General features: G+C 69.6%; 20 protein-coding genes and 1 other RNA gene. 11 read left to right on the top strand and 10 right to left on the bottom strand.

From position 1 onward, the window contains the following. Positions 1–35 precede the first annotated feature (35 nt). Positions 36–230, top strand: a complete 195-nt coding sequence (locus V5F66_RS02435; protein ID WP_041575244.1) for a hypothetical protein — start codon at positions 36–38, stop codon at positions 228–230. A 1-nt stretch (position 231) separates the two neighbouring features. Here the strand turns inward: V5F66_RS02435 and V5F66_RS02440 are convergent, their stop codons facing one another. The 4 genes from V5F66_RS02440 to purD form a co-directional block, all read right to left on the bottom strand. Continuing rightward, complete coding sequence (locus V5F66_RS02440; protein WP_394093290.1) at positions 232–765, bottom strand: DUF1254 domain-containing protein; 534 nt, start codon at positions 763–765, stop codon at positions 232–234. Between the two features lie 143 nt (positions 766–908). Continuing rightward, a complete protein-coding gene (locus tag V5F66_RS02445; RefSeq protein ID WP_012113431.1) occupies positions 909–1,484 on the bottom strand; it encodes a DUF1214 domain-containing protein in 576 nt (191 codons plus the stop codon). Between the two features lie 69 nt (positions 1,485–1,553). Next, on the bottom strand, positions 1,554–2,000 hold the full coding sequence (locus V5F66_RS02450; protein WP_012113432.1) for an acyl-CoA thioesterase: 447 nt from the start codon (positions 1,998–2,000) through the stop codon (positions 1,554–1,556). Then, positions 1,997–3,280 carry a phosphoribosylamine--glycine ligase gene (gene purD / locus V5F66_RS02455; RefSeq protein WP_394050067.1) on the bottom strand — a complete coding sequence of 428 codons (1,284 nt, stop codon included), beginning with the start codon at positions 3,278–3,280 and terminating at the stop codon, positions 1,997–1,999. Before purD ends, V5F66_RS02450 begins: the two co-directional genes overlap by 4 nt. Before the next feature lie 187 nt (positions 3,281–3,467). On the opposite strand from purD, the gene xseA reads away from it, so the two are divergent. Both xseA and V5F66_RS02465 read left to right on the top strand, forming a co-directional pair. Then, entirely contained in the window at positions 3,468–4,922 is a 1,455-nt protein-coding gene (gene xseA / locus V5F66_RS02460) for an exodeoxyribonuclease VII large subunit (protein WP_394093156.1), read from the top strand. Between the two features lie 73 nt (positions 4,923–4,995). Then, positions 4,996–5,217, top strand: a complete 222-nt coding sequence (locus tag V5F66_RS02465; protein ID WP_041575248.1) for a DUF2093 domain-containing protein — start codon at positions 4,996–4,998, stop codon at positions 5,215–5,217. 107 nt (positions 5,218–5,324) lie between these two features. Here the strand turns inward: V5F66_RS02465 and V5F66_RS02470 are convergent, their stop codons facing one another. Continuing rightward, the gene (locus tag V5F66_RS02470) at positions 5,325–6,665 is read right to left on the bottom strand and encodes a dihydroorotase (protein ID WP_394093157.1); all 1,341 of its coding nucleotides are present in this window, start codon (positions 6,663–6,665) and stop codon (positions 5,325–5,327) included. 78 nt (positions 6,666–6,743) lie between these two features. Here V5F66_RS02470 and ygfZ point away from each other — a divergent pair, with 78 nt between their 5' ends. The 6 genes from ygfZ to V5F66_RS02500 all read left to right on the top strand — a co-directional run bounded on the left by ygfZ (position 6,744) and on the right by V5F66_RS02500 (position 11,297). After that, positions 6,744–7,622, top strand: a complete 879-nt coding sequence (gene ygfZ, locus V5F66_RS02475; RefSeq protein WP_394093158.1) for a CAF17-like 4Fe-4S cluster assembly/insertion protein YgfZ — start codon at positions 6,744–6,746, stop codon at positions 7,620–7,622. 8 nt (positions 7,623–7,630) lie between these two features. Next, positions 7,631–8,317 carry a DNA-3-methyladenine glycosylase I gene (locus tag V5F66_RS02480; protein ID WP_394093159.1) on the top strand — a complete coding sequence of 229 codons (687 nt, stop codon included), beginning with the start codon at positions 7,631–7,633 and terminating at the stop codon, positions 8,315–8,317. 48 nt (positions 8,318–8,365) lie between these two features. Further along, positions 8,366–8,730: a transfer-messenger RNA gene (gene ssrA, locus V5F66_RS02485) on the top strand. A 139-nt stretch (positions 8,731–8,869) separates the two neighbouring features. After that, positions 8,870–9,466 carry an SspB family protein gene (locus V5F66_RS02490; RefSeq protein WP_012113439.1) on the top strand — a complete coding sequence of 199 codons (597 nt, stop codon included), beginning with the start codon at positions 8,870–8,872 and terminating at the stop codon, positions 9,464–9,466. A 21-nt stretch (positions 9,467–9,487) separates the two neighbouring features. Then, positions 9,488–10,747 (top strand): flavin monoamine oxidase family protein, encoded by a 1,260-nt coding sequence (locus V5F66_RS02495; protein WP_394050057.1) that lies wholly within the window; start codon positions 9,488–9,490, stop codon positions 10,745–10,747. A 13-nt stretch (positions 10,748–10,760) separates the two neighbouring features. Further along, complete coding sequence (locus tag V5F66_RS02500) at positions 10,761–11,297, top strand: dihydrofolate reductase (protein ID WP_394093160.1); 537 nt, start codon at positions 10,761–10,763, stop codon at positions 11,295–11,297. A 97-nt stretch (positions 11,298–11,394) separates the two neighbouring features. Here V5F66_RS02500 and V5F66_RS02505 read toward each other — a convergent pair whose 3' ends face one another. Together V5F66_RS02505 and V5F66_RS02510 are read right to left on the bottom strand one after the other, a co-directional pair. Further along, a complete protein-coding gene (locus tag V5F66_RS02505) occupies positions 11,395–15,390 on the bottom strand; it encodes an AsmA family protein (RefSeq protein WP_394093161.1) in 3,996 nt (1,331 codons plus the stop codon). 63 nt (positions 15,391–15,453) lie between these two features. Next, positions 15,454–16,866, bottom strand: coding sequence for an FAD-binding oxidoreductase (locus tag V5F66_RS02510; RefSeq protein ID WP_394006648.1), 1,413 nt, complete (start codon positions 16,864–16,866; stop codon positions 15,454–15,456). A 214-nt stretch (positions 16,867–17,080) separates the two neighbouring features. On the opposite strand from V5F66_RS02510, the gene V5F66_RS02515 reads away from it, so the two are divergent. Both V5F66_RS02515 and V5F66_RS02520 read left to right on the top strand, forming a co-directional pair. Continuing rightward, positions 17,081–17,590, top strand: a complete 510-nt coding sequence (locus V5F66_RS02515; RefSeq protein WP_012113444.1) for a thioesterase family protein — start codon at positions 17,081–17,083, stop codon at positions 17,588–17,590. A gap of 168 nt (positions 17,591–17,758) precedes the next feature. Next, on the top strand, positions 17,759–17,932 hold the full coding sequence (locus V5F66_RS02520) for a hypothetical protein (RefSeq protein WP_157048062.1): 174 nt from the start codon (positions 17,759–17,761) through the stop codon (positions 17,930–17,932). Between the two features lie 203 nt (positions 17,933–18,135). On the opposite strand, the gene V5F66_RS02525 is transcribed toward V5F66_RS02520, so the two are convergent. The 3 genes from V5F66_RS02525 to V5F66_RS02535 all read right to left on the bottom strand — a co-directional run bounded on the left by V5F66_RS02525 (position 18,136) and on the right by V5F66_RS02535 (position 22,967). Next, positions 18,136–19,062 carry a 50S ribosomal protein L11 methyltransferase gene (locus tag V5F66_RS02525; protein WP_394001781.1) on the bottom strand — a complete coding sequence of 309 codons (927 nt, stop codon included), beginning with the start codon at positions 19,060–19,062 and terminating at the stop codon, positions 18,136–18,138. Further along, on the bottom strand, positions 19,059–20,333 hold the full coding sequence (locus V5F66_RS02530; protein WP_394050053.1) for a GGDEF domain-containing protein: 1,275 nt from the start codon (positions 20,331–20,333) through the stop codon (positions 19,059–19,061). Before V5F66_RS02530 ends, V5F66_RS02525 begins: the two co-directional genes overlap by 4 nt. Before the next feature lie 180 nt (positions 20,334–20,513). Continuing rightward, positions 20,514–22,967 carry an ATP-dependent helicase gene (locus V5F66_RS02535; RefSeq protein ID WP_394093291.1) on the bottom strand — a complete coding sequence of 818 codons (2,454 nt, stop codon included), beginning with the start codon at positions 22,965–22,967 and terminating at the stop codon, positions 20,514–20,516. Positions 22,968–23,046 lie beyond the last annotated feature (79 nt).

Here is a 23,046-nt window from a genome sequence, read left to right on the forward strand (position 1 = left end):
CGTTGTGATCACAGCTCTCGACTGAGGAGAAGAGCATGAGCACTGTCATTGCGTTCCCCGACGCGTGGACGCTGGCTGCCCGCCGCGCTACCCCGCGGAACAGGGATGGAGACGAGGTCCGTAGCGAAGGCGCGGACATCGTGATCCTGCCGGTGGTGCGCGTGGAACGGTATGAGGCGCGATTGCCGGGTCCGGTGCCCCGCAGCAACAACGGCCGGCGCGCCCGCTGAGCTAGTTTGAGAGCGTGCAGGTCGCGGCCTCGAGCTGGCGCCGTACGAATGCCCGTGTGCCTCGCTCGCGCACGAAGGCCCGCACCGCGACGATGCCCTCCAGCGCGGGGGATTCGATCACAAGCCGGTCCGCGGCAGTGATTTCCTCATCCTCCGGCAAAGCCGCCTTCTGGCTCGCCGTCATGAGGTCGAGCTCGATCACCTTGCCCGCCGCCTGGTCGCTCAGCGCATAGAAGGCAAGGCCCTCCGCCGTATAGAAGGACACCGAGGTGTAGTCGGCCGTTGCCGGCACCCGCACCTTCAGCGGCGCTTCCGACAGATCGTAAAGGCACACCGCCGAGACGAAGGCGGGGTCCATCATGGGCAGCGCCTGCTCCTGGGGCGAGGGGTCCGGCAGCAGGGTGAGCACGTTGGAATCCATCCGCTCGGACAGCCGGGCATAGGCGTTGCGCTCGGCCAGCGCCGGCATGGCGAGGATGGAGACGATGTGGGCGATGGCGCCCAGCACAACCGCGAACGCGACGAACAGCAGCACCTGCCCGGGCGAGCCGAAGCGCGGCCGCGACAGGCGTGGGCGGGAGAAATGCGGGCGCGGCAGGCTGCCGAGGAAGCGTCCAGCGCGCCGGGCAAGACGCCCGGCAACGGTCGAGGCTTCCTCGCGCAGGTCGTCCAGCGTCGTCACAGGCAGGCCTCCTGCGTGATCTTGGGCAGCACGGCCGCGTCCGCGGCACCAGAGGCGAAGGAGAACGGCGCGTCATAGAGGCGGAGCGCCACCTTCAGCCGGGGCCGGGCGCCGGTGGGCAACCAGTTGCCCGAACGGGCCCGAGGGGAGAGGCGCACGTCGATGGCGCCGTCGTCGCGATAGACCACCTCGGCGCTGGTGAAGCCGAAGCGTCCGGCATCATTGGCGATGAGGTGGCCGTCCTGGTCCATCAGGGTCAGCGTCCACAGCCGGGCCTGGGGCAGCACGCCGACGATGCGTGTCTCGCAGCGCCCGTCGATGGGCCTGCCGGCGTCATCGGTGGCGGCGAGGAAGAGCAGGCCGTCGGCAAGTTCCAGCGGCAGCTCGCCGGAGCGGGCGAAGGCGGCGCGCGCGTAGGGATCCGCCTTGGCGGTGCCGGCGCGGGGCCAGCCCTGCCAGGCGCCGGCGCGCACCACGTCGAGCCCGCGCGAGTGGGTGACGGAAAACCAGGTGACGCCAAGCCCGAGAATGGTGGCGACGAGAAGCGTGAAGGCAAGAGGCAGAAGGCGCACGGCACATCCGGGGCTGTCGGCCCCCTATCTAGAGCACAATGCCGGCCGGCGCAAAGCGGCTGGCCCGCCTCAGCCGGGACGGCGCATCTTGAGGTCGGCGAGACGCGCGCGGCTTTCCTCGGGAAGGGGCTGGGGACGGCGGGTGACCATGTCGAACAGCACCAGCACGGTTTCCGCCGTCGCGGTGCAGCGCTCGCCCTGGAAGATGGCCTGCGACAGCGTTATGGAGCTGTTGCCCACGGACAGCACGCCGGTACCGATCAACGCCTCGCCGGGCCACAACATCTCCGCACGGTAGTCCAGCACCAGGCGGGCGAGCACGAAGCTGGCGTGCTCCGGCGCGACGGCGGCAGCCCCGCCCCAGAGCAGCCGGGTGCGGCCGGTCTCCAGGAAGGTGGAGAAGACGGCGTTGTTCACATGGCCGAGCTTGTCGGTGTCGCCGTAGCGGATGGTGTCGCTCGCCTTGACCGGGAAATCGTCCAGGGTGGGCAGGGGCGGCTTCTCGCGGGCGGTCATCGGGCCCCCTTGTCGGGAGTTGCCTTGCCGAGCGCGCGCCAGCCGATATCGCTGCGGTAGAAGCCGTCCGGCCAATCGATGCGGGCGATCCCAGCATAGGCCCGGTCACGGGCCTCGCCGAGGGTGGCGCCGGTGGCGGTGACGTTCAGCACGCGCCCGCCGTTCGAGACCAGCGCGACGCCCTTGCGCCGTGTGCCGGCCTGGAACACCAGCACGCCGTCGAGTTCCGCCGCCGCCTCGATCCCCCCGATGGGGCTGCCCACCTGATGCGGGCCGGGATAGCCGCGCGAGGCATAGACCACCGTCATGGCCGCATCCTGCGACCACTCCGGCGTCACCTGCGCGAGTTGGCCGGTGGCGGTGGCGTGCAGCACCTGCACCAGGTCACCCGTAAAGCGGGGCATCAGCACCTGGCATTCGGGATCGCCGAAGCGGCAATTGTATTCCACCAGCTTCGGCCCGTCGGCCGTAAGCATGAGTCCGGCATAGAGCACGCCGCGATAGGGCGCGCCGGCCGCCACCATGGCGCGGGCGGTGGGGATGAGGATTTCGTCCAGAGCCCGGCGCTCCAGCTCGGGCGTCAGGACGGGGGCGGGGGAATAGGCGCCCATGCCGCCGGTGTTGGGGCCGAGGTCGCCGTCGAAGGCCCGCTTGTGGTCCTGGGCGCTGCCGAAGAGCACCACCGTCTCGCCATCCACCAAAGCGAACAGGCTGGCCTCTTCGCCCTCCATGAATTCCTCGATGAGCACCTCGGTGCCGCCGCCGGCGAACACCTGCTCCACCGCGTCCACCGCCTCTTCCTCGGAAAGGGCGACCACGACGCCTTTGCCGGCCATGAGGCCGTCCGCCTTCACCACGATGGGCGCGCCCTGCTGGCGCACATAGGCGGCGCCCTCGGCGGCCGAGGTGAAGCGGCCGAAGGCGGCGGTGGGAATGGAGTTGGCCTTGCACAATTCCTTGGTGAAAAGCTTGGAGCCCTCCAGCCGGGCGGCGGCGGCCGTCGGGCCAAAGGCGGGAATGCCGACGGCTTCCAGCCGGTCCACCAGCCCCGCCACCAGCGGCGCCTCGGGACCCACCACCACGAAGTCTATGCCGTGGTCCTGGCACCATTTCACGATGGTGTCGTGGGCCGAGAGGGGGATGCCCTCGATCAGCTCCGCGTGCTCGGCAATGCCGGGATTGCCCGGTATGGCGTAGAACTGGCCCATACTTGGGCTCTGCGCCAGCTTCCAGGCGAGGGCGTGCTCGCGCCCTCCCGATCCGAGCAGCAGGATGTTCATGCGGCCTCCCCCGTGCGTTGCCCCATGTCTCGCTCGTACGCCTCTGACTGGCGTCTCTTGCGAGAGTCTCTTGTCACAATCGCCTATCGGCTCAGGGCCGCGCAAACAAGAGGCACGGCTCTGCGCTCGCCGCATGGGGGGCTTTCCCGCTATGCTAATTTCTGAACCAACAGCCGACTGCGATTCGATGGTGGATGTCGCCGAACCCCGCGCCAACGCGCCAGAATGGAGCGTTTCCGAGCTCTCTGCCGCGCTCCGGCGCACGGTTGAGGACGCCTACGGCCACGTGCGGGTGCGCGGCGAAATCTCCGGCTATCGCGGGCCGCATGGCTCGGGCCACGCCTATTTCAGCCTGAAGGATGCCGGCGCGCGGCTCGACGCGGTGATCTGGAAGGGCACCTTCCAGCGCCTGCGCCTGAAGCCCGAGGAGGGGTTGGAGGTTGTGGCCATCGGCCGCCTCACCACCTATCCGGGCAAGTCGGGCTACCAGATCGTCATCGAGGCGCTGGAATTCGCCGGCGCGGGCGCCATCATGGCCATGCTGGAGGAGCGCAAGCGCCGCCTCTCCGCCGAGGGCCTGTTCGATCCGGCGCGCAAGGTCGCGCTGCCGTTCCTGCCGCAGGTGATCGGGGTGGTCACCTCGCCCACCGGGGCGGTGATCCGCGACATCCTCCACCGCCTCGCCGACCGGTTTCCGCGCCGGGTGCTGGTGTGGCCGGTGCGGGTGCAGGGCGAGACCTCGGCCGCGGAGGTGGCGGCGGCCATTCGCGGCTTCAACGCCTTGCCGGCGGGCGGCGCCATCCCGCGTCCCGACGTGATCGTGGTGGCGCGGGGCGGCGGCGCGCTGGAGGACCTTCTGGGCTTCTCCGACGAGGAGGTGGTGCGGGCGGCGGCGGAAAGCGCCATCCCGCTGGTTGCCGCCGTGGGCCACGAAACCGACGTGACCCTCATCGATTTTGCCGCCGATGTCCGCGCCCCCACCCCCACCGCCGCCGCCGAGATGGTGGTGCCGGTGCGTTCCGAGCTGATCGCGGCGGTGGAAGACCTGGGCGGGCGCCTCGCTGCCGCCCCGGTGCGGCTTCTGGAGCGGCGGCGGGCGGACCTGCGCGGCCTGTCGCGGCTCCTGCCCAGCACGGAGAACCTGCTTTCCGTGCCCAGGCAGCGGCTCGATGCCGCGAGCGAGCGCCTGCCACGGGCGCTCAAGGCCAATGCGGCCGCCCACCGCCTGCGCCTCGTGGCCGCGCGGGCCCGGCTGTCCCCGGAGGCGCTGAGGCTGCGCCTGGAGCGCGCCGGCGACCGGCTGGAGACGCTGGACGGCCGGCTGAAACGCGCTTTTTCGGTCGCGCGCGAGCAGCGGGCAGCGCGGCTGAGATCGGCGGGGCAACTGCTGGATGCCCTGTCCTTCAAGGGGGTGCTGAGCCGTGGCTTCGCGCTGGTGCGCGATGCGCAGGGCCAGCCGGTGCGCCTTGCCGCTGGCCTCACGGCGGGCACGGCGCTGGATCTTGAGTTCGCAGACGGGCACGTGGCGGCGGTGACGGGGGACGTGGTGCCGGCTGCCACGCCTGCTGCGCCCGCGCGGCCACGCCCGGCGAAATCCAGGAAGCCGCCCAAGGTCGAGGGGCCGACCCTGTTCGATCGGTGAGCCGGCGCCTCTTTCGCGCTGCGGGGCGAATGGCTATGCTGGAAATTCTTATTTCAGGACGATAACGGCTGTGATGAACAGATTCGAACGCTTCCCCGAGCCCCATGGCGAGGCGGAGGTCCGCTACCTCGATGGCGAGTTCCGCATCCTGCGGCCGGGCAGCTTCGTGCGCTGTGCCGTCACAGGGCAGGCCATTCCGCTGGATGAGCTGCGCTACTGGAGCGTGGACCTGCAGGAGGCCTATTCCGGCCCCGAGGCGGTGCTGACCCGCGTCAAGGAGCGTCCGGCGGGCTGACGCCTGCGGGCTGCCAGCGGTCGAAAGCAAGTCCTGTCGCCGAAAAGAAAGGGCGCGCCGGTGGCGCGCCCTCTTTCGTTGGGAATCCGCTCGGGGACCGCCTTGGCTCAGCCCTGCGGCTGGAGCGTCTCCAGGAAGCCGATGGGAGCGCCGAAGGCGGGGCCGGTGAGCTCGCCTTCCCACATCACCTTGCGGCCGCGCACGAAGGTGCCCACGGGCCAGCCGGTGACTTCCTTGCCGTCATAGGGCGTCCACTTGGAGCGCGAGGCGATCCAGTCCGCCGTGATGGTGGCGCGGCGCTTCAGGTCCACCACGGTGAAGTCGGCGTCATAGCCCACCACGATGCGGCCCTTGCGGGCAATGCCGAACAGCCGGGCGGGGCCGGCGCTGGACAGGTCCACGAAGCGCTCCAGCGTCAGCCGTCCAGCGGCCACATGGTCCAGCATCAGCGGCACCAGGGTCTGCACCCCGGTCATGCCCGAGGGGCTTTCGGGATAGGGCTTTGCCTTCTCCTCCAGCGTGTGGGGCGCGTGGTCGGAGCCGAGCACGTCCACCACGCCGCTCTGGAGCGCCGCCCACAGGGCATCGCGATGGCGGCCGTCGCGCACCGGAGGATTCATCTGCACCAGCGTGCCGAGGCGATCGTAGCAGTCCGGCGCCGCCAGGGTGAGGTGATGGGGCGTCACCTCCACCGAGGCCACGTCGCGGGCATCGGCCAGGAATTCCATCTCCTCCGCCGAGGTCACGTGCAGCACATGCACCCGCGCGCCGGTCTCGCGGGCGAGGTTGACGAGGCGTCGGGTGGCGGTCAGCGCCGCGATCTCATCGCGCCACACCGGGTGGGAGGAGGCATCCCCGGGCACGCGCAGGCTCTTGCGCTCCTGGAGGCGCGGCTCGTCCTCGCAATGAAAGGCCGCGCGGCGGCGGATGACTTTCAGGATGTTGCGCACCCCGTCATCGTCCGCCACCAGCAGGGAGCCGGTGGACGAGCCGATGAACACCTTCACGCCCGCAGCGCCGGGCAGGCGCTCCAGCTCGGGCAGGTCCTTCACGTTGTCATGGGTGCCGCCCACGTAGAAGGCGAAGTCGCAGTGCATGCGGTTGGTGCCGCGCGCGATCTTGTCTTCCAGCGCCGAGGCGGTCGTGGTCTGGGGAATGGTGTTCGGCATCTCGAACACGCCGGTCACCCCGCCCATGACGGCGGCCAGCGACCCGGTCTGAAGGTCTTCCTTCTGCTCCAGCCCCGGCTCGCGGAAATGCACCTGGGTGTCGATGACGCCGGGCAGGATGTGGAGGCCGGTGGCGTCCACCACCTCACCCGCGCTTGCGGCGGCCAGCGAGCCGATGGCGCGGATGCGTCCGCCTGTCACTCCGATGTCCGCAACGGCAATGCCGGCGGGGGTCGCGACCGCGCCGCCCTTGAGCAGCAGATCGAAAGTCACGGGCATGGGAGGAAGCTCGCTCTTGATGGGGACAGGCAAGCGGCCTTAAATCTGGTTTTTATTTTTCTGACAAGGACGGCCCCCATGCCCGTCGTTTATTTGACCGATCGTGTGCTCATTCGTGCCACCGGCCCCGAAGCCTCCAAGTTTCTCCATGGCGTGATCACCTGCAACGTGCAGACCATGGCGACGGGCGATGCGCGCTACGGCGCGCTTTTGACCCCGCAGGGCAAGATCATCTCCGACTTCCTGTTCTACGCGGAAGGCGACGACGCCTTCCTGTTCGACGTTCCCGCCGAGCGGGCCGAGGACCTGCTGAAGCGCCTCACCTTCCATCGCCTGCGTGCGAAGGTCACCTTCACCAAGGCGGATGATCTCGCCGTCGCCGCTGTGTTCGGCGATGCGGCGGAGGTGCCCGAGGGCGCGCTTTATCCCGACCCGCGCCTTGCCGCCCTGGGCCAGCGTCTGGTGCTGCCGCTGACGGCGGCGCAGGCCCTGTCGTCGGATCCTGCGCTCTATGAGGCGCACCGCATCGCCCTCGGCATTCCCAAGGGCGGGCCCGATTTCACCTATGGCGACACCTTCCCCCACGAGGCCGATATGGACCAGCTGGGCGGGGTGGACTTCAAGAAGGGCTGCTATGTGGGCCAGGAGGTGGTGAGCCGTATGGAGCATCGCTCCACCCCCCGCAACCGGCTGGTGGAAGTGCTGTTCGACACCCCCCTCACCACCGGGCAGGAGATCACCGCCGGCGACAAGAGCGTGGGGCAGGTGCTGTCGGTGACGGACGGGCGCGGCATCGCCACAGTGCGACTCGATCGCGCCAACGACGCCAAGACCGACGGCGTGCCGCTGCTCGCCGGGGAGGTTCCGGTGGAGCTGCGCCGTCCCGACTGGGCCGTCTTTTCCATGGAGTGGGAAAAGAAGGTGAGCGAGCTGGACCGCAAGTTCAAGGGAAGCTGAGAGGGGCGATGGCGGAGCCGAAGGCGGGAAACGCGAACAAGAGTGCGCCGGAGGCTACAAGCGCGAAGGCGGAAAGCGCGAACGGGATCGAGCTGGCGGCAAAGGCGGAACGCGCGCCGCTGCTCCAGCACGGGGATGGGCGGGCGCGCTGCTTCTGGTGCGGCACCGACCCGTTCTACATGGCCTATCACGACGACGAATGGGGCGTGCCCGAGCGCGACAGTCGCGCCCTGTTCGAGAAGCTGCTGCTGGATGGATTCCAGGCCGGCCTCTCGTGGATCACCATCCTGCGGAAGCGGGAGAATTTCCGCCGGGCCTTCGACGGCTTCGATCCTGAGACGATGGCCCGCTACGACGCAGCCAAGGTGGAGGCCCTCATGGCCGACGCCGGCATTGTGCGCAACCGTGCGAAGGTGGAGGGGGCGGTGGCCTCCGCCCGCGCCTATCTCGACCTCCAGGACAAGGGCATCGCCTTTTCCGACCTGATGTGGGAGGCGGTGGACGGCGAGACGCGGGTGAACCGGCCGAAGCGCATCGCCGACGTGCCAGCGCAGACGGCACAGTCCGTCGCCTTGTCCAAGCGGTTGAAGGGACTGGGCTTCAAGTTCGTCGGTCCCACCATCGTCTATGCCGCCATGCAGGCCTGCGGGCTGGTGGACGACCACCTCGCCGGATGTCACTGCGCCAGGCCCTAGGCTGCCGCGACAATGGGTCGGGGATGGCGGCGGACTTTGTGGCACGCGCCCCTTTCATCGCCGGCGGGCGACGCCTATATTCGTTCTGCCGACGCAAGTCGGATACGGCGATAAATGGGTGTCGGAATAAGCCTTTCGGACCCGGGGGCGGTACCCGGCGCCTCCACCAAAGCCCAACTTCCCCTTCAGGGAGGCGGGCTCCGGCGGGGGCGAAATAGGATCGACGAGGGTGTAAAGGGCATACTTTCGCTCGGCATGGTTCCGCCGTCATCGGGCCGAACTGATAGTTGCGAATGACAACTATGCTCCGGTTGCTCAGGCCGCGTGAGCGGTTTGACGATCGAAATCAAAGTCCTACCGGGTAGCACTGGCTAGGCGGGGTTCGGAGGCACCTGGCAACAGAAGCCTCCACTTCCCTTCCATCCGGCCGGACGAGGGAAGGTTGGAAGCTCCACAGCCAGACCCTCCGGATACGGCGCGGCCGTATGGCCCCCCGGAAGGTGCCCGGAGGCTTCTGGATCACCGGGCCGGACGGGGAAGTGCTGCGGGCTCATGTCGGTCGATCATATCCGCTACGATCTTCTCGCCCAGGAAGCCTTGCGCTCCGTGGTGCGCCGTGTGCTCCTGGATGTGGCCAAGACAGGCCTGCCGGGCGAGCACCATTTCTACATTTCCTTCGACACCCGCGCGCCGGGTGTCCGGCTCTCCCAGCGCATGCTGGAGAAGTATCCGGAGGAGATGACCATCGTCCTCCAGCACCAGTTCTGGGACCTCATCGTCACCGACACCACCTTCGAGGTGGGCCTGTCCTTCGGCGGCATTCCCGAGCGGCTGCTGGTGCCCTTCTCCGCGCTCAAGGGCTTCTTCGACCCGTCCGTGAAGTTCGGCCTCCAGTTCGAGCTGGCCGCCAACGAGAGCGAGGCCGAGGAGAGCGACGATTCGCCGTTCGAGGCGCCCCGTTCCGCCAACGCGCCCGCGCCGCTCAGGCCCGCGCGGGGTGCGGCATCCGAGCCGGTGCTCGCGAGCGCCGTGCCCACCGCCGCGAGCGAAGCTGGCGCAACCGGCCAGAATACTGGCCAGGAGGCCGGCGAGCGGCCCGCGAGCGGCGCACAGGTGGTGCAGCTCGACGTTTTCCGCAACAAGAAGTAGCCGGCCCTTCGGGACGGCATTGTGACTGTCGACATCGACGTGGTGGTGATCGGGGCCGGAGCTGCCGGCCTTGCCGCCGGAACACGCCTGCGTCGGGCCTCTATCCCGTTCCGCATCCTTGAGGCCGCCTCCTCCCCCGGCGGACGGGCCGCCACCGACACCACCACCCTTGGCGTGCCGTTCGACCTCGGCTGTCACTGGCTCCACGACGCGTGGGCCAACCCCTTCACCGACCTCGCCGCCAAACTGGGCTTCCGGGTGGGCGCGAATAATCCCAACCCGCGCCGCCTGCATCTCGGCACCCGCTTCGCCAGCCCCGAGGAAAGGGAGCAGGCGGACGCCGAGGTGGACCAAGTGTTCGAGGCCATCATCGCCGCCGGGCAAGCGGGGCGGGACATTCCGGCATCGGAGGCTGCGGGCCCACCCGGCCGCTTCGGGCCGCTGGCGCGCCATTGGCTGGAACTCATGTCGGCAGCTGGGCCGGACGCCATCTCCTGCGTGGATTTCGCCCTTTATCACGACACCGACGACAACTGGCCGGTGCTCGACGGCTATGGCGCCCTGGTGCTGGCTGCGGCGGGCGCCCTGCCGGTGACGCTCGACTGCCCGGTCGCCCGGATCGACCGTTCCGGCCCGCGCCTGAAGCTGGAGACAGCGCAGGGCATTCTCACCTGCCGCGCCGTGATCGTCGCCGTGTCGACGGCGGTGATCGCCTCCGGCCACCTCGCCTTCGCGCCCGCGCTGCCGGCGGATCTTGCCGAGGCGTTCGCGGCTCTGCCGCTGGGCTTTGCCGAGAAGGTGGCGCTGCTGTTCGAGGAGGATGTGTTCGGCGTGCCCGAGCGCACCGCCTGCGACGCCATCGACCTCGACCATCCCGCCCGCGCCGGGGCCTCCGCCCTGTTGAAGCCTGGCGGTGCGCCGGCGGCTCTGGTCCATGTGGCGGGGCCGGAGGCGCAGGCCATCGCGGCGGAGGGGGAGGGCGCGCTTGTGGCCTTCGCGCTCGATGTGCTGGGCGCCGCCTTTGGCGCCGGTCTCAAGACGAAGGTGCGACGCAGCCTGGTCACCCGCTGGGCGGCCATGCCCTATATCGGCGGGGCCTATTCCTGCGCTCTGCCGGGCCATGCCGCGCTGCGCGCGCGGCTGCACGAGCCTTTGGACGAGCGCATCTTCTTTGCCGGGGAAGCCTTGGGGCGGGAGGCTTTTTCCACCTGCCACGGCGCCCACCTCAGCGGCCTTGCCGCCGCCGATGCGGCCCTCGCCGCCCTGAAAAGCGACCGATGATGGAGATCGCCCCATGACCCCCGGCCAGCCGCCCCGCCATCCTTTGGCCCTCGTGGTCGCGGTGTCGCAGAACGGGGTGATCGGCACCGACGGCGGCCTGCCGTGGCGCCTGCCCTCGGACCTCAAGCGCTTCCGCGCGCTCACCTGGGGCAAGCCGCTCCTCATGGGCCGGCGCACCTACGAGTCCATCGGCCGTCCGTTGCCGGGGCGCACGTCCGTGGTGGTCAGCACCGATCCTGCCTTCACGGTGCCGGAAGGCGTGCTGAAGGGGGCAAGCTTGGAGGACGGACTGCGCCTCGCCGACGAGGCGGCGGACGCCATGGGCGCGGACGAGATCATGGTCATCGGCGGCGCCCGCCTGTTCCATGACACGCTGCCACTCGCCCGCACGCTGCATCTCACGCAGGTCCATGCGGCACCTGATGGCGATGTCTTCTTCCCTGCGTTCGATCAGGCCCAATGGCGCGAGATCGCGCGGGACGGCCCCATCCAGGGCGAGAAGGACGAAGCCGCCTTCACCGCTCTGACGCTGGTGCGCGCCGGCGGCTGAAGCCGGCCTTCGTTTTCGACCGACGCTGAAGGAATACGCGAGGCTCGGCTGGTGGCGTCCGGACGCGGCCGGCCGAGCCTCGCGATTTTCGGTGCTTCTACTGCGCCCCCACGAGGCCCGGCGGGCGCGGCAGGTCGCCGAAGCCGCGGGTGGGCGGCAGGGTGGTTTCCGGCGGAAGCGGGGTGAACACGCGTGGCGGCGGCTCGGGCTGCGCACGCTCGGTCCGGCGCGGCGCGGGCTGGCGCACCACGGGCGTGTGGCGCTCGGCGGCTTCCGGTGTGGCGCGGGCCTCGGGCCGGGACGGGCTCGATTGAGCCTGAGACTCGGCCGGCGTCGCAGTGCCGGCGGCACCCGATGCCGTGGGCGCGCCGAAGCCGACCGGTGGAGCTTCGCGCCTCTCGATGGCCTGCGGCAACGGAGCCGACGAGGGCATCGGTGTGGGCTGGGGCGCGGCCGTCTGGGCAGGTGCCGCCGGCACGGCTTGCGGCACAGGAGACGTCGCCGGCTGCGCAGGAGCTGCTGGCGCCGTTGCGACGGGGGCCGGTGCCGCCGGTCGCGGAGCCGGCGGCGGGGCGCTCGTCTGGGCCGGCGCAGCGGGTTTCGCGGCGGCGGGAGCCGGAGCGGGTTGGGCCTGAACGGGCTGCGGCTGCACCGATGGTGCGACCGGGGCAATGGCGGCGGGCGCGGGGATCTGCGCCGGCGCCGCCACGGGCTGGGCCGACGGGGGCGCGACCGGGGGCGCGGTGCCGGCTGGGGCCTCGGGCCCGGTGCGGCCCTGGCGTTCCTCCAGGCGTCGCGTCTCGCGCTCGATGGCGCGCATGGCGATGACGCTGGTGAGGGCGGGGGCGCTTACCCGCCGTTCGGGACCCGTCACCGGGCCGCGCCAGACGATGCTGCCGCCCGGCGCGCCGCCGGCGCCTTCGGGGGCTTCCAGGTCCACGGTGGTGTCCAAGGCGAGGCGGGCGAGATCGAAGCTGCCGTTGAAGCCCACGCGCACGCCGTCGGCGGTGGCGCGGGCGGGGGACAGGCGGGCAACGCCGTTCACCACGCCCAGCGTGGTCTCGACGAAGCCGATGCGCAGCGGCCCCCTGGCGAGGCTGCGGTCGAGCATCTGCGCCGCGCGCCGCTCGTCGGGCGGCGGCGACAGGCCGGCGGCTTCCGCCAGCGCCTGATCGAGGCCGGCGGGGCTGGCACCATCAATGACAAGGTCGCGCACCCCCAGCGTCCCCTGGCCGGAGAGGTTCTGCACCACGGCCAGCACGCTGCGGCCGGATCCACCCAGGTCCACCAGGAGGTTGACCTTGCCTTTGGGGGCTGCGCGCGCGCCGGTGGGTGCCAGCAGCGCCGTCGCATCCACCTGCTCCAGCACCAGGCGGCCGTCCGCCTGCACGCCGTCGCCCTGCCGGCGCAGGCGCAGGCTGGCCGCCGCGCGTCCGCCGCCCAGGCTTCCGGCCACATCGCGCACGTCGAGGTCGGCGCCGTCGCTGCCGAGCACGAGGCGACCGTTGCCGAGAACATAGGGACCCATGACCGCAAGGCGGGCAGCCGTCAGCTCCAGATTGAGGCTATAGCCCGAGATCGCCGCGGGCTGCAGCCGCGCCGCGCTCCAGGCGCCGGCGCCCGCAGGCTCCGTGCCGGTGCGGGCGGCGAACATGCCGAGGATGCGCGGCAGGGAGAGGCTCTCAAACGCCAGCTTGCCGCCGATACGCGGCACCGGGCCGGGCTCGAACTCCATGTTGCCGGAAACCGGCGCCGCGGCCAGCGAGCCGGTGATGGTATCGAGCCGCCAGATCCCGCCGGTGCGGGCAAGGGTGAAGGCGAGGGCCGATGGCACCGGCCCTTCCACCGCAGCCGAAGCCTGGGGCAGCACGCGGCCGAGGTCGCCGCCGTCGAGCCGCACCGCGAGGCTGGGCTCGATGGAGCCGCCGGACAGGCGCGCGGTGCCTTCGGCCTGGGCGGTCATGTCGGCGAGCGTGAGCCGGCCGCGCACCTGGGCCTCGTCCTGGGTGAGGGGGGAGACGGACAGCTCCGCATGGGCCGGGCCGAGGCGCGGGGCGAGGCCCTCCACGCCGAAGGCCGCCAGCGCCCGCGCGCCGTCCGCGGCATCGGCCTTGAGCGCAATGCGCAGGGGCACGCCGGCATTGTTGCGGGCGAAGGTGACATCTCCAGAGATCTGCCCGAGCGTGCCGGCCACCGTGATGTTGCGGCCGCCAGCCTCGCCCCACACCACGGTGCTGGCAAGCTTCACCGGGGCGGCGACGGGCTGGAGCGTGGCCAGCACCTGCGCCGTCTGCTCGCCGGCCACCAGGCGGGCGAGGGGCACGAGCCCGTCCGCCTTGGCGCCGGACAAGGCGAAGTTGAACTCGCCACGCGGCGTGGTGGAGAAATTCTCCATGCGGCCCGCGCCTTCGAGGCGGATGCCGGCAAGGTCGTCCATGACGATGCGCGACAGGCGCCAGTTGCCGCCGGTGGCCGCCGCATCAAGGGTGAGGCCGCGCAGGGGCAGGCCGGAGAGCATCAGGTTGCGCCCGTCGAGCGCCAGTGTGCCGTCGGCGCCGCCCCCCACCGCAGCCGCAGCGGTCTGGAGCGCGGCCACCAGCGGGTCGAGGTCGAAGCCGTCGAGGGAGAGCTTGAGGTTGAGCTTGGGCGGGGCGCCGGCATCGAGCGCCGCCACCACCGAGCCGCGCACCCGGCTGGCAGCGAAGGTGGCATCTAGCCCGTCCACCGCGATCCGCGTCGGTCCGGCATTCACCTTGCCGGTGATGCGCACCGGGCCCTTCGCCGCCGCCACATAGTCGCGCGGGGCGGTGGGCGCCGCCCAGCGCAGGAAGATGGCGGGGTCGTCCGCCGAGAAGGTCACGGTGCCGTCGAAGCCGCCGCCGCCGGGCCCGCTCGTGGGCTTGCCGGAGAGGCGCAGCGCCGCCTTGCCGGGCAGCTGGGCCTCGGCATTGTCCACCCGCCAGCCGGCGGCGGAGCCGGAAATATCGGCGCGCACGTCGCGCACCAGCGTGCCGCCGAGCATGAGCTGCTCCACCGACAGGCCGACGCGGGAGGCGATGTCCGGCGACGGCAGGGCCGCCACGCCGGAGAGGAAGCGCGCCAGAGCAGCGGCGGGGTTCTGGTCCGCCGTCGCCTTGTCCTTTGCCGTGTTCGGCGTGCCGTCGGTGGCGGCGCGCAGGGCGTCGAGGTCGAGGCTGCGGGCGTTGAGCACGGCGTCGAGGCCCACCGCTCGTCCGAGCGCGAGGCGGGCGGAACCGGAGAGCTGGGCCGGCGTCTGCGCCCCGCCCAGGGCGAGGTCCAGACTGTCTGCCAGCACAGCGTCGGGGCTGGCCTTGAGCGTGCCGGAGAGCTGCCAGGCTTCCAGCCCCTCGCCGCCGTGGCGCGAGAGGGTGGCGCGGCCGTCGAATTTCGGCTTGGCGCCGGCAAACGCGAGGCCGCCGTCGAGATCGAGGGCGTAGGGCCGGTTGCGGCCGTCCAGCACCAGGCGCAGGCGGCCGGTGCCGTCATCGCCGATCTTGCCGAGGGTGGAGCGGATGGCAAAGCGCGCGCCCTGGGCTTCCACCTCGCCGTCGAGGCGGAAGGGGCCGGAAAGCGAGCGCGCCTCGCCCTTGAGGTTGAGGCCGTCCAGGGTCTGGGTGCGGTCGGAGGCGCGGTCGAGGATGTCGAGGGTGCCGTCCTTCACCTCGAGCCGGGCGATGGAAAGGGCGGCGGGGCGCTGGGCCCCGGTGGGCAGGGCGAGTCGCCCGGCGCTGTCGATGACGAGGCGAATCTGCGGCCGGTCCAGGCTGACGCCGGTGGCCTCCATATCGCCCCGCAGCAGGGCGCCGAGGGAGAGTTCGGCCCGGAGCGCCTTCACCGTGCCGCCGGTGGAGACCACGTCGCCGAGGGTGACATCGCGCAGCAGGATGCGCGGGGCAGGCAGGATCTCGGCGTCGATGGGGCCGCGGATGACCACCGGAACGCCGAGCGCCTGGCTGATCTGCGTTTCGAACGTTCCGCGCCAGGCGTTCCAGTCCACCACGAACGGGGCTGCGAACGCCCCGCCGATGGCCAGGATCACCGCCGTGGCGAGGCTGATCAATATCCCCTGCACGCGTGTCTCCCCCAAAGGTCCCCCTCATGGGGGGAACCTGTTCCCTATGCGCAGGGAATGCGATCAGATCGCGACAATCTTGCCCGGATTCATGATGTTTTTAGGATCCATGGCGCGCTTGATGGAGCGCATGATCTCCAGCGCTTCCTCGCCATGCTCGGGCAGCATGTATTTCATCTTGCCCTGGCCGATGCCATGCTCGCCGGTGGAGGTGCCGCCCATGGCGAGGGCGCGTTCCACCAGCCTCTTCATATAGAGCTTGGCCTTGGCGAAATCCTCGGGGTCGTCCACGTCCACCATGAGCGTGGTGTGGAAGTTGCCGTCGCCCACATGGCCGACGATGGGGGCGACGAGGCCCATCTCATCGATGTCGCGCTTGGTCTCCATGACGCATTCGGCCAGCCGCGAGATGGGCACGCACACGTCGGTGGCCACCGCCTTGGCGCCCGGCCGTAGGGGCAGCACGGACCAATAGGCGTCATGCCGGGCCTGCCACAGCTTGGTGCGCTCCTCCGGCTTCACCGCGAACACCGATGGACCGCCACCGAATTCGGCCGCCAGTTCGCCGAAGCGGTCGGCCTGCTCGTGGACGCTGGTTTCGGTGCCGTGGAATTCCAGGAACAGGGTGGGGGTCTCGGCGAGGGCGAGCTTGGCGTAGGCGTTGGAGGCCTTCACCTGCACCTCGTCCAGTAGCTCGATGCGCGCCACCGGAATGCCGCTCTGGATGGTGGCGATGACCGTGTTGCAGGCCGCCTCCACGCTGGGGAACGGGCAGACCGCGGCGGAGACCGCCTCCGGAATGCCATACAGCTTCAGCGTGATCTCCACGATGATGCCCAGCGTGCCCTCGGCGCCCACATAGAGGCGGGTGAGGTCGTAGCCAGCGGAGGACTTGCGGGCGCGCGTGGCGGTGGTGATGACCTCGCCGGTGGGGGTCACCACCTTCAGGGAGAGCACATTGTCCTTCATGGTGCCGTAGCGCACCGCATTGGTGCCCGAGCAGCGAGTGGACGCCATGCCGCCGATGGAGGCGTCGGCGCCGGGATCCAATGGGAAGAACAGGCCCTGGTCGCGCAGCTCCTCGTTGAGCCGCTTGCGGGTGACGCCGGGCTCGACCACGCAGTCGAGGTCTTCCGTGTTCACGGCGAGGATGCGGTTCATGCGCGACAGGTCCACGCAGATGCCGCCAAAGGGCGCGTTCACGTGGCCTTCCAGCGAGGTGCCAGCACCCCACGCGATCACCGGCACCTCATAGTCCGCGCACGCCCTCACCACGGCCTGCACATCCTGTGTGCATTCGGCGAAAACCACCGCATCTGGCGGCTCGTTGGGCAGGTAGGTGGTAACGTTAGCGTGTTGTTCCCGGACAGCGAGGCCGGTCACGACCTTGTGATCCAGTTCGGCCTTCAGCCGTTCGATGACGGCGAAGCTTCTCTCGAGAAGCGTGAGCTCGGATTTCGCGGCTGCAACAACCATTTACGATTCCTTAACTTTGCCTCTCGCCCGCCGGCCATGGGCCGGGCAGGGGCCTTGGAGTCATCCCCAGAAATGGCTCGTTCTGAGCCACATTGAACTTGACAGTGACTTTTGTGATTCGGTTTTCGTCCCGTTTTGGGGCGTGACGAATGCCTTTTATCGCGTCACAGTGTGTTCATCAGCGGCACATTAATGCAGATGAAGCGAGGCGGCCATGCTTGACCGGATCGACTTTGAGCCCGTGTTTTTCGCTCCGTTCGTGTCCTCCGCCATGAAGGTGGAGGGGGAGTGGATCGATTATAACGGCCATCTGAATGTGGCCTACTACACCCTTATTTTCGATCGTGCCGTGGACGAGGCGCTGTGCCTTCTGGGTCTCGGCCCGACCTATGCCGCCAAGCGCGGTGCGTCCTTCTTCACCGCGGAAAGCCATATCCGCTACCTGAAGGAGCTGGCGCCCCATTCGCCCGTGCGGGTGACGCTGCGCCTCGTGGATTATGACGAGAAGCGCCTGCACCTGTTCCAGACGCTGCATCATGCCTCGGAAGGCTGGGTCTCTGCCACGACCGAGCAGATGGTGCTGCACGTGGACCTGCGCACCCGCCATGTGGCGCCGTTCCCCGATGACGTGTTGGAGCGGATCGCCACCATGCGCGCCGCGCACGCCGCCCTGCCGCCGCCCGAGGGCCTCGGCCGCCAGGTGACCATGCCGGCGCGCTACTGAACCCGGCGGCCCCGGCCCGCGCTGGGGTCGTCGATCGCCTTCCCAGGCAAATCTCTTTCCTTGCGCTTGGCGCAGGGCAGGCATGCCGGTTGATGAGTTCTGCTGCACTGCGCCGGGGGATATATTGCACTGCAAAAGGGCAACAGAGCCCATTTGCAGGAGGCCTCTATGAGCGCCGTCACCTATACCGACAAGTTCGTCCGCACTTCCAAGGCTGCTCCTTCTGCAAAGAAGGGCTTTTTCGCCCGCTTCCTCGAAGCCGTCATCGCGGCCCGCATGGAGCAGGCCGAGCTTGAATACGCACGCTACGTCCAGATCCACGGCCGCGATCCCGTCGCCTGAGACGCCGTCGTCTGAGATGTTGTCGGCGGATCGCATCGCGATCTGCTGTTAAATGTAAGCAAGCGCTTTGCCGCCCCGGTTGCCACGCAATCCGGGCGGCACACGCGCTGCCTTCTCGTCTTTATTCAATATGGTCACCGCTGCCGGATTGACCGCTCGCACCTGTTCGGCGCGGGCGGCTTTTGCATTTGGCCGTCCGGTCTTCAGCGCAGGGGCCGCCCCGCATCCGCGGCGAGGGTGAGCGTCGCCCAGCCTTCGATATGGCGCTGCGACACCAGGCGAAGCCCCTGGGCGCGATAGGCCGCGAGCGCCGCCGGCACCTGCGCCGACAACAATCCCGACAGCACGATACGGCCGCCCGGCGCCAGCAGCCGGCGCAGTGGGCGCGCCAGCCGCTTCAGCGGCGGCAGGAGGATGTTGGCGAGGATAAGGTCGTAGGGACCGCCCACCCGCAGCACGCGCGCCCCGGCCCCGGCCGCATGGATCATCTGCACGGCCGGCGCCTTGTTGGCCTTGGCGTTGGCGCGGGCGGTGCGCACGGCGATGGCGTCGATGTCGCTGCCCACCACATGGGTATGAAACAGCCGGTCCGCCGCGATGGCCAGCACGCCGGTGCCCGTTCCCACGTCGAGCACGCGCCGCGGAGCGCCGCGCCGCGCGGCATCGGTGATGGCGTGGAGGCAGCCCTGGGTGGTGCCGTGATGACCGGTACCGAATGCGAGTGCCGCCTCGATCTCGATACCGATGAGGTTCGGCCCCACGCGCCCGCGATCATGGCCGCCATGGACGACGAAGGTGCCCACGCGCACCGGCGCGAGGCCTTCCAGGCTCGCCGCCACCCAGTCCTTCTCCTCCACGTCGCCGAAGGTGACCGTGCTGGCGATCTCCGGCCCGGCGGCGATCTCCACCATCTCCCGCAGCCGTTCGGGGTCGAAGGCTGCGCCGGCATAGACTTCCACCACCCAGTCATTGTCCGTGCGCTCGAAATTGGCCACCGCCACCTCGGCGGGATCGAACGTCTCGGAAATCATGTCGGAGATGCGCTGGGCGGCGACGCGGGGCGCTTCCACCCGCATCACATGGGTGGCGTCGTTGGGGGGGAGGCCTTCGAGCATGGGGGGCGCAATCATCCGTTCATCTTGAGGGCGTCGGCTTCGGGTCCGCCCGCTGCGCGGTTCCGCCCGGCCGCCTTCGCCGCGTAGAGGCGCTTGTCGGCCGCATCCAGCAGCTCCGTCAAGGTGCTGCCGTCCTCGGGAGCGCTGGCGATGCCGATGGAGAGGGTCTGCCGCGCTACCCCCGGGGGCAGCGTCATGGCGCCGACGCGCCGGCCCAGCTGGGCCGCGAGCGACAAGGCCCCCGCATTGCCCACGCCAGGGGCGAAGACGGCGAACTCGTCGCCGCCATAGCGCACCACGTGATCTGCCTGCCGCAGGCTCTCGGTCAGGCCGCGGGCGAGGCGGCGCAGCACTTCGTCGCCGGTGGGGTGTCCCAACTGGTCGTTCACGTCCTTGAAATCGTCCACGTCGATGAGCAGCAGGCTCACCGGCCGCCCGGTGGTGCGCGCCACGGCGAGTAGGTCGCGGCCCAGCGGCTCCAGCTGGCCGCGATGCAGCACGTTGGTGAGGGGGTCGCGGCGGGATTCCTGCTTCAGATCCTCGTAGCGCTGGCGGTAGGTGAGGGCGTGGAACACGTCGGTGATGGTCCGGCGCGGTGTGTTGCCGGCCAATTCGAAGCGGGCGAGGTACTGGCCGAGCATGGCGGCATAGACCCCCGCCGCCACCACCTTGCCCAGCCAGCCGCCGATCCCCGCCGTGAGCGGCACGCCCATGGCGAGGGAGAGCACACCGAAGAACGCGACCTGGTCGAAGGTGAGAACCAGCGCCAGCGTGATCCAGATGGCGAGAACCGGCCTGCGCCGCAGCGGTCGCGCGATGCGCTCGTAGATCAGGATCATGGCGATGGAATCAATGAAGAGCAGCAGCGTGCCCCACATCATCAGCAGGCCCATGGCATCCATGAAGGACAGGTCGGCCGGCACGCCGGGCGACGCCACCGCATCATGCTGGCGCAGCAGGGCGACGAGGCCGATCAGGAGGATGTTGCCGATGATCAGCCCGTAGATCGGCTGACGGGCGACGAGGGCGTCCTCGCGGATATAGATGAGCAGGATCAGCGCCAGCTTGCCGGAGAACAGCACCACCGACCCCGGCGACAGGGAGATGCCGAAGGGCAGCTGCACATAATAGGCGGCCGCCAGGTAGGTCTCCATGAAATGGAAGCTGCCCAGGGCGCAGAAGAAGACCCCCAGCCCCAGCGTCTCGCGCAGGCGAAACAGGGCCAGCATGGCGGTGAAAAACACCGCCATCTCGATGACGAGCAGGAAGACGTTGAAGCCGGCCATGATGGATCGCTGCACCCGCAGAATTGCAGGCCGGCCGCGATCCTAGCAGGCGGCGGGCGGAAGAAAACAGGAGATGCGGCAAGTTGGCCCGGCGGTTGGGCTGCCAGTCGGGCCGGCACCCGCGCGCTTGGCGCGAGCCAGGCGGGCGGCGCTGAGGCCACCGCCGCCGGTCATGGGTGCTCACACCTTGTCGACGAACGTTTCCAGCACCCGCTTCTCGCCGGCCTTGTCGAACTGCACCGTCAGCTTGTTGCCGTCGATGCCGGTCACCTCGCCATAGCCGAACTTGATGTGGAACACCCGCTCGCCGGTGTGGAAGGCCGATGCCGGGCCGGCGGAGGTGGCCACCAGCGTGCCCTCGATCACCATGGGACCGCGCCGGGCGGAGCCGCCCGCATCATAGCGTCCGCCCCGTTCGGAGAAGCCGCTGCGGGAAGAACCCGAAGAAGCGCCTGCGAAGCTGCCCTGGTCGGTGCGGCCACGGTTGGCCTGCGCCCGCTGCCAGCCGGGGGTGGAATAGGAAGAGGCGGAAAACGGCTCGGCCCGGTCGAAGCGGCTCTGCCCATAGCTGCCGCCGCCATAGCTCGACCCGCCCCAGCCCGCGCCGCCGCGGCTTTCCTCCACCCGCACATGGGCATCGGGCAACTCGTCGAGGAAGCGGGAGGGGACGGTGGAGTTCCACATGCCGTGGATGCGCCGGTTGGAGGCGACGAAGATCCGCGCCGAGGCCCGGGCCCGGGTGATGCCCACATAGGCGAGGCGGCGCTCTTCCTCGAGCCCCGCCTTGCCCTGCTCGTCCAGCGCGCGCTGGTGGGGAAACAGGCCCTCCTCCCAGCCGGGCAGGAAGACGGTGTCGAATTCCAGCCCCTTGGCGGAATGCAGGGTCATGATCTGCACCGCATCCTCGCCAGCGCCGTTGTCGGTGTCCATGACGAGGGAGATGTGCTCGAGGAAGCCGGCGAGGTTCTCGAACGGCTCCATGGAGCGCACCAGCTCCTTCAGGTTCTCCAGCCGCCCGGCGGCTTCTGCCGAGCGGTCCTTCTGCCACATCTCCGTGTAGCCGCTCTCGTCCAGCACGATCTCGGCCAGCTCGGTGTGGGACAGCACGCGCGCCTGCTCGCGCCAGCGTCCGAACGCCTCCACGACGCCGCGCAGGGTGGCGCGCACCTTGGGCTTCAGCTCCTCGCTCTCGATCAGGACGCGGGTGGCCTCCTGAAGCGGCAGGCCGACGGCGCGGGCCACATCATGGATCTGCTTGACCGTGGCGTCGCCGATGCCGCGCTTGGGCACGTTGACGATGCGCTCGAAGGCGAGGTCGTCGGCGGACGAATTCACGCAGCGCAGATAGGCCAGCGCATCGCGGATTTCCGCCCGCTCGTAAAAGCGCGGGCCGCCGATGACGCGGTACGGCAGGCCCAGCGTCACGAAACGATCCTCGAACTCGCGCATCTGGAACGAGGCGCGCACGAGGATGGCGATCTCGGACAATTTATGCCCGGCGCGTTGCAGCGCCTCGATCTCCTCGCCGACGGCGCGGGCTTCCTCGCCCGAATCCCACGCTCCGGTGACGGTGACCTGCTCGCCGTCCTCGCCCTCGGAGAACAGGGTCTTGCCCAGCCGGCCCTCGTTGTGGGCGATGAGGTGGGCGGCGGAGGCGAGGATGTGGCCGGTGGAGCGGTAGTTGCGCTCCAGCCGGATCACCTTGGCGCCGGGAAAGTCGCTCTCGAACCTGAGGATGTTATCCACCTCGGCGCCGCGCCAGCCATAGATGGACTGGTCGTCGTCGCCCACGCAGCACACATTCTTGGAGCCCTGGGCGAGCAGGCGCAGCCACAGATACTGGGCCACGTTGGTATCTTGATACTCGTCCACCAGCAGGTACTTGAAGCGCTTGTGATATTCCGCGAGCACGTCGGGATTCTCGCGGAACAGGCGGATGCCCTCCAGCAGCAGGTCGCCGAAATCCACCGCGTTCAGCGCCTTCAGCCGCGCCTGATAGGCGGCATAGAGGGTGCCGCCCCGCCCATTGGCGAAGACCGCGCCCTCGCCGGGCGGCACGTCTTTCGGCGACAGGCCGCGGTTCTTCCAGCTGTCGATGGTGGAGGCCAGGAGCCGGGCCGGCCAGCGCTTCTCGTCGATGTTCTCGGCGGCGAGCAATTGCTTGAGCAGGCGGATCTGGTCGTCGGTGTCGAGGATGGTGAAGCCGGATTTCAGCCCCACCAGTTCGTGGTGGCGCCGCAGGATGCGCACGCCGATGGAGTGGAAGGTGCCGAGCCAGGGCATGCCCTCGATCTGGTCGCCCACCATGGCGTGGATGCGGTCCTTCATCTCCCGCGCGGCCTTGTTGGTGAAGGTCACCACCAGGATCTGGGAGGGGTAGGCGCGGCCCTGAGAGAGGATGTGGGCGACGCGGGCGGTGAGCACCCGCGTCTTGCCGGTGCCGGCTCCGGCGAGGACCAGAAGGGGGCCGTCCAGGGTCTCGACGGCTTCGCGCTGCTCGGGATTGAGGCCGTTGAGATAATCCGGGGCGGGCGGAGCGGCGGAGATGGCGGTGGCCCGCGCGGCGATGCCGCCCGCACGGGGGGCGGGACGCTCGGGCGCCGGCTCAGCCGGGCGCCGGCGCGGATCGGTCAACTGGGTCACGGGCAAACTCTCGCAAGGCCTGATTCTCTCTTGAGAACAAAATGGCACTCAATGACGGCGATTGCGAGAG

The sequence above is a fragment of the Xanthobacter versatilis genome, assembly GCF_043193975.1.
Classification (GTDB): domain Bacteria; phylum Pseudomonadota; class Alphaproteobacteria; order Rhizobiales; family Xanthobacteraceae; genus Xanthobacter; species Xanthobacter autotrophicus_E.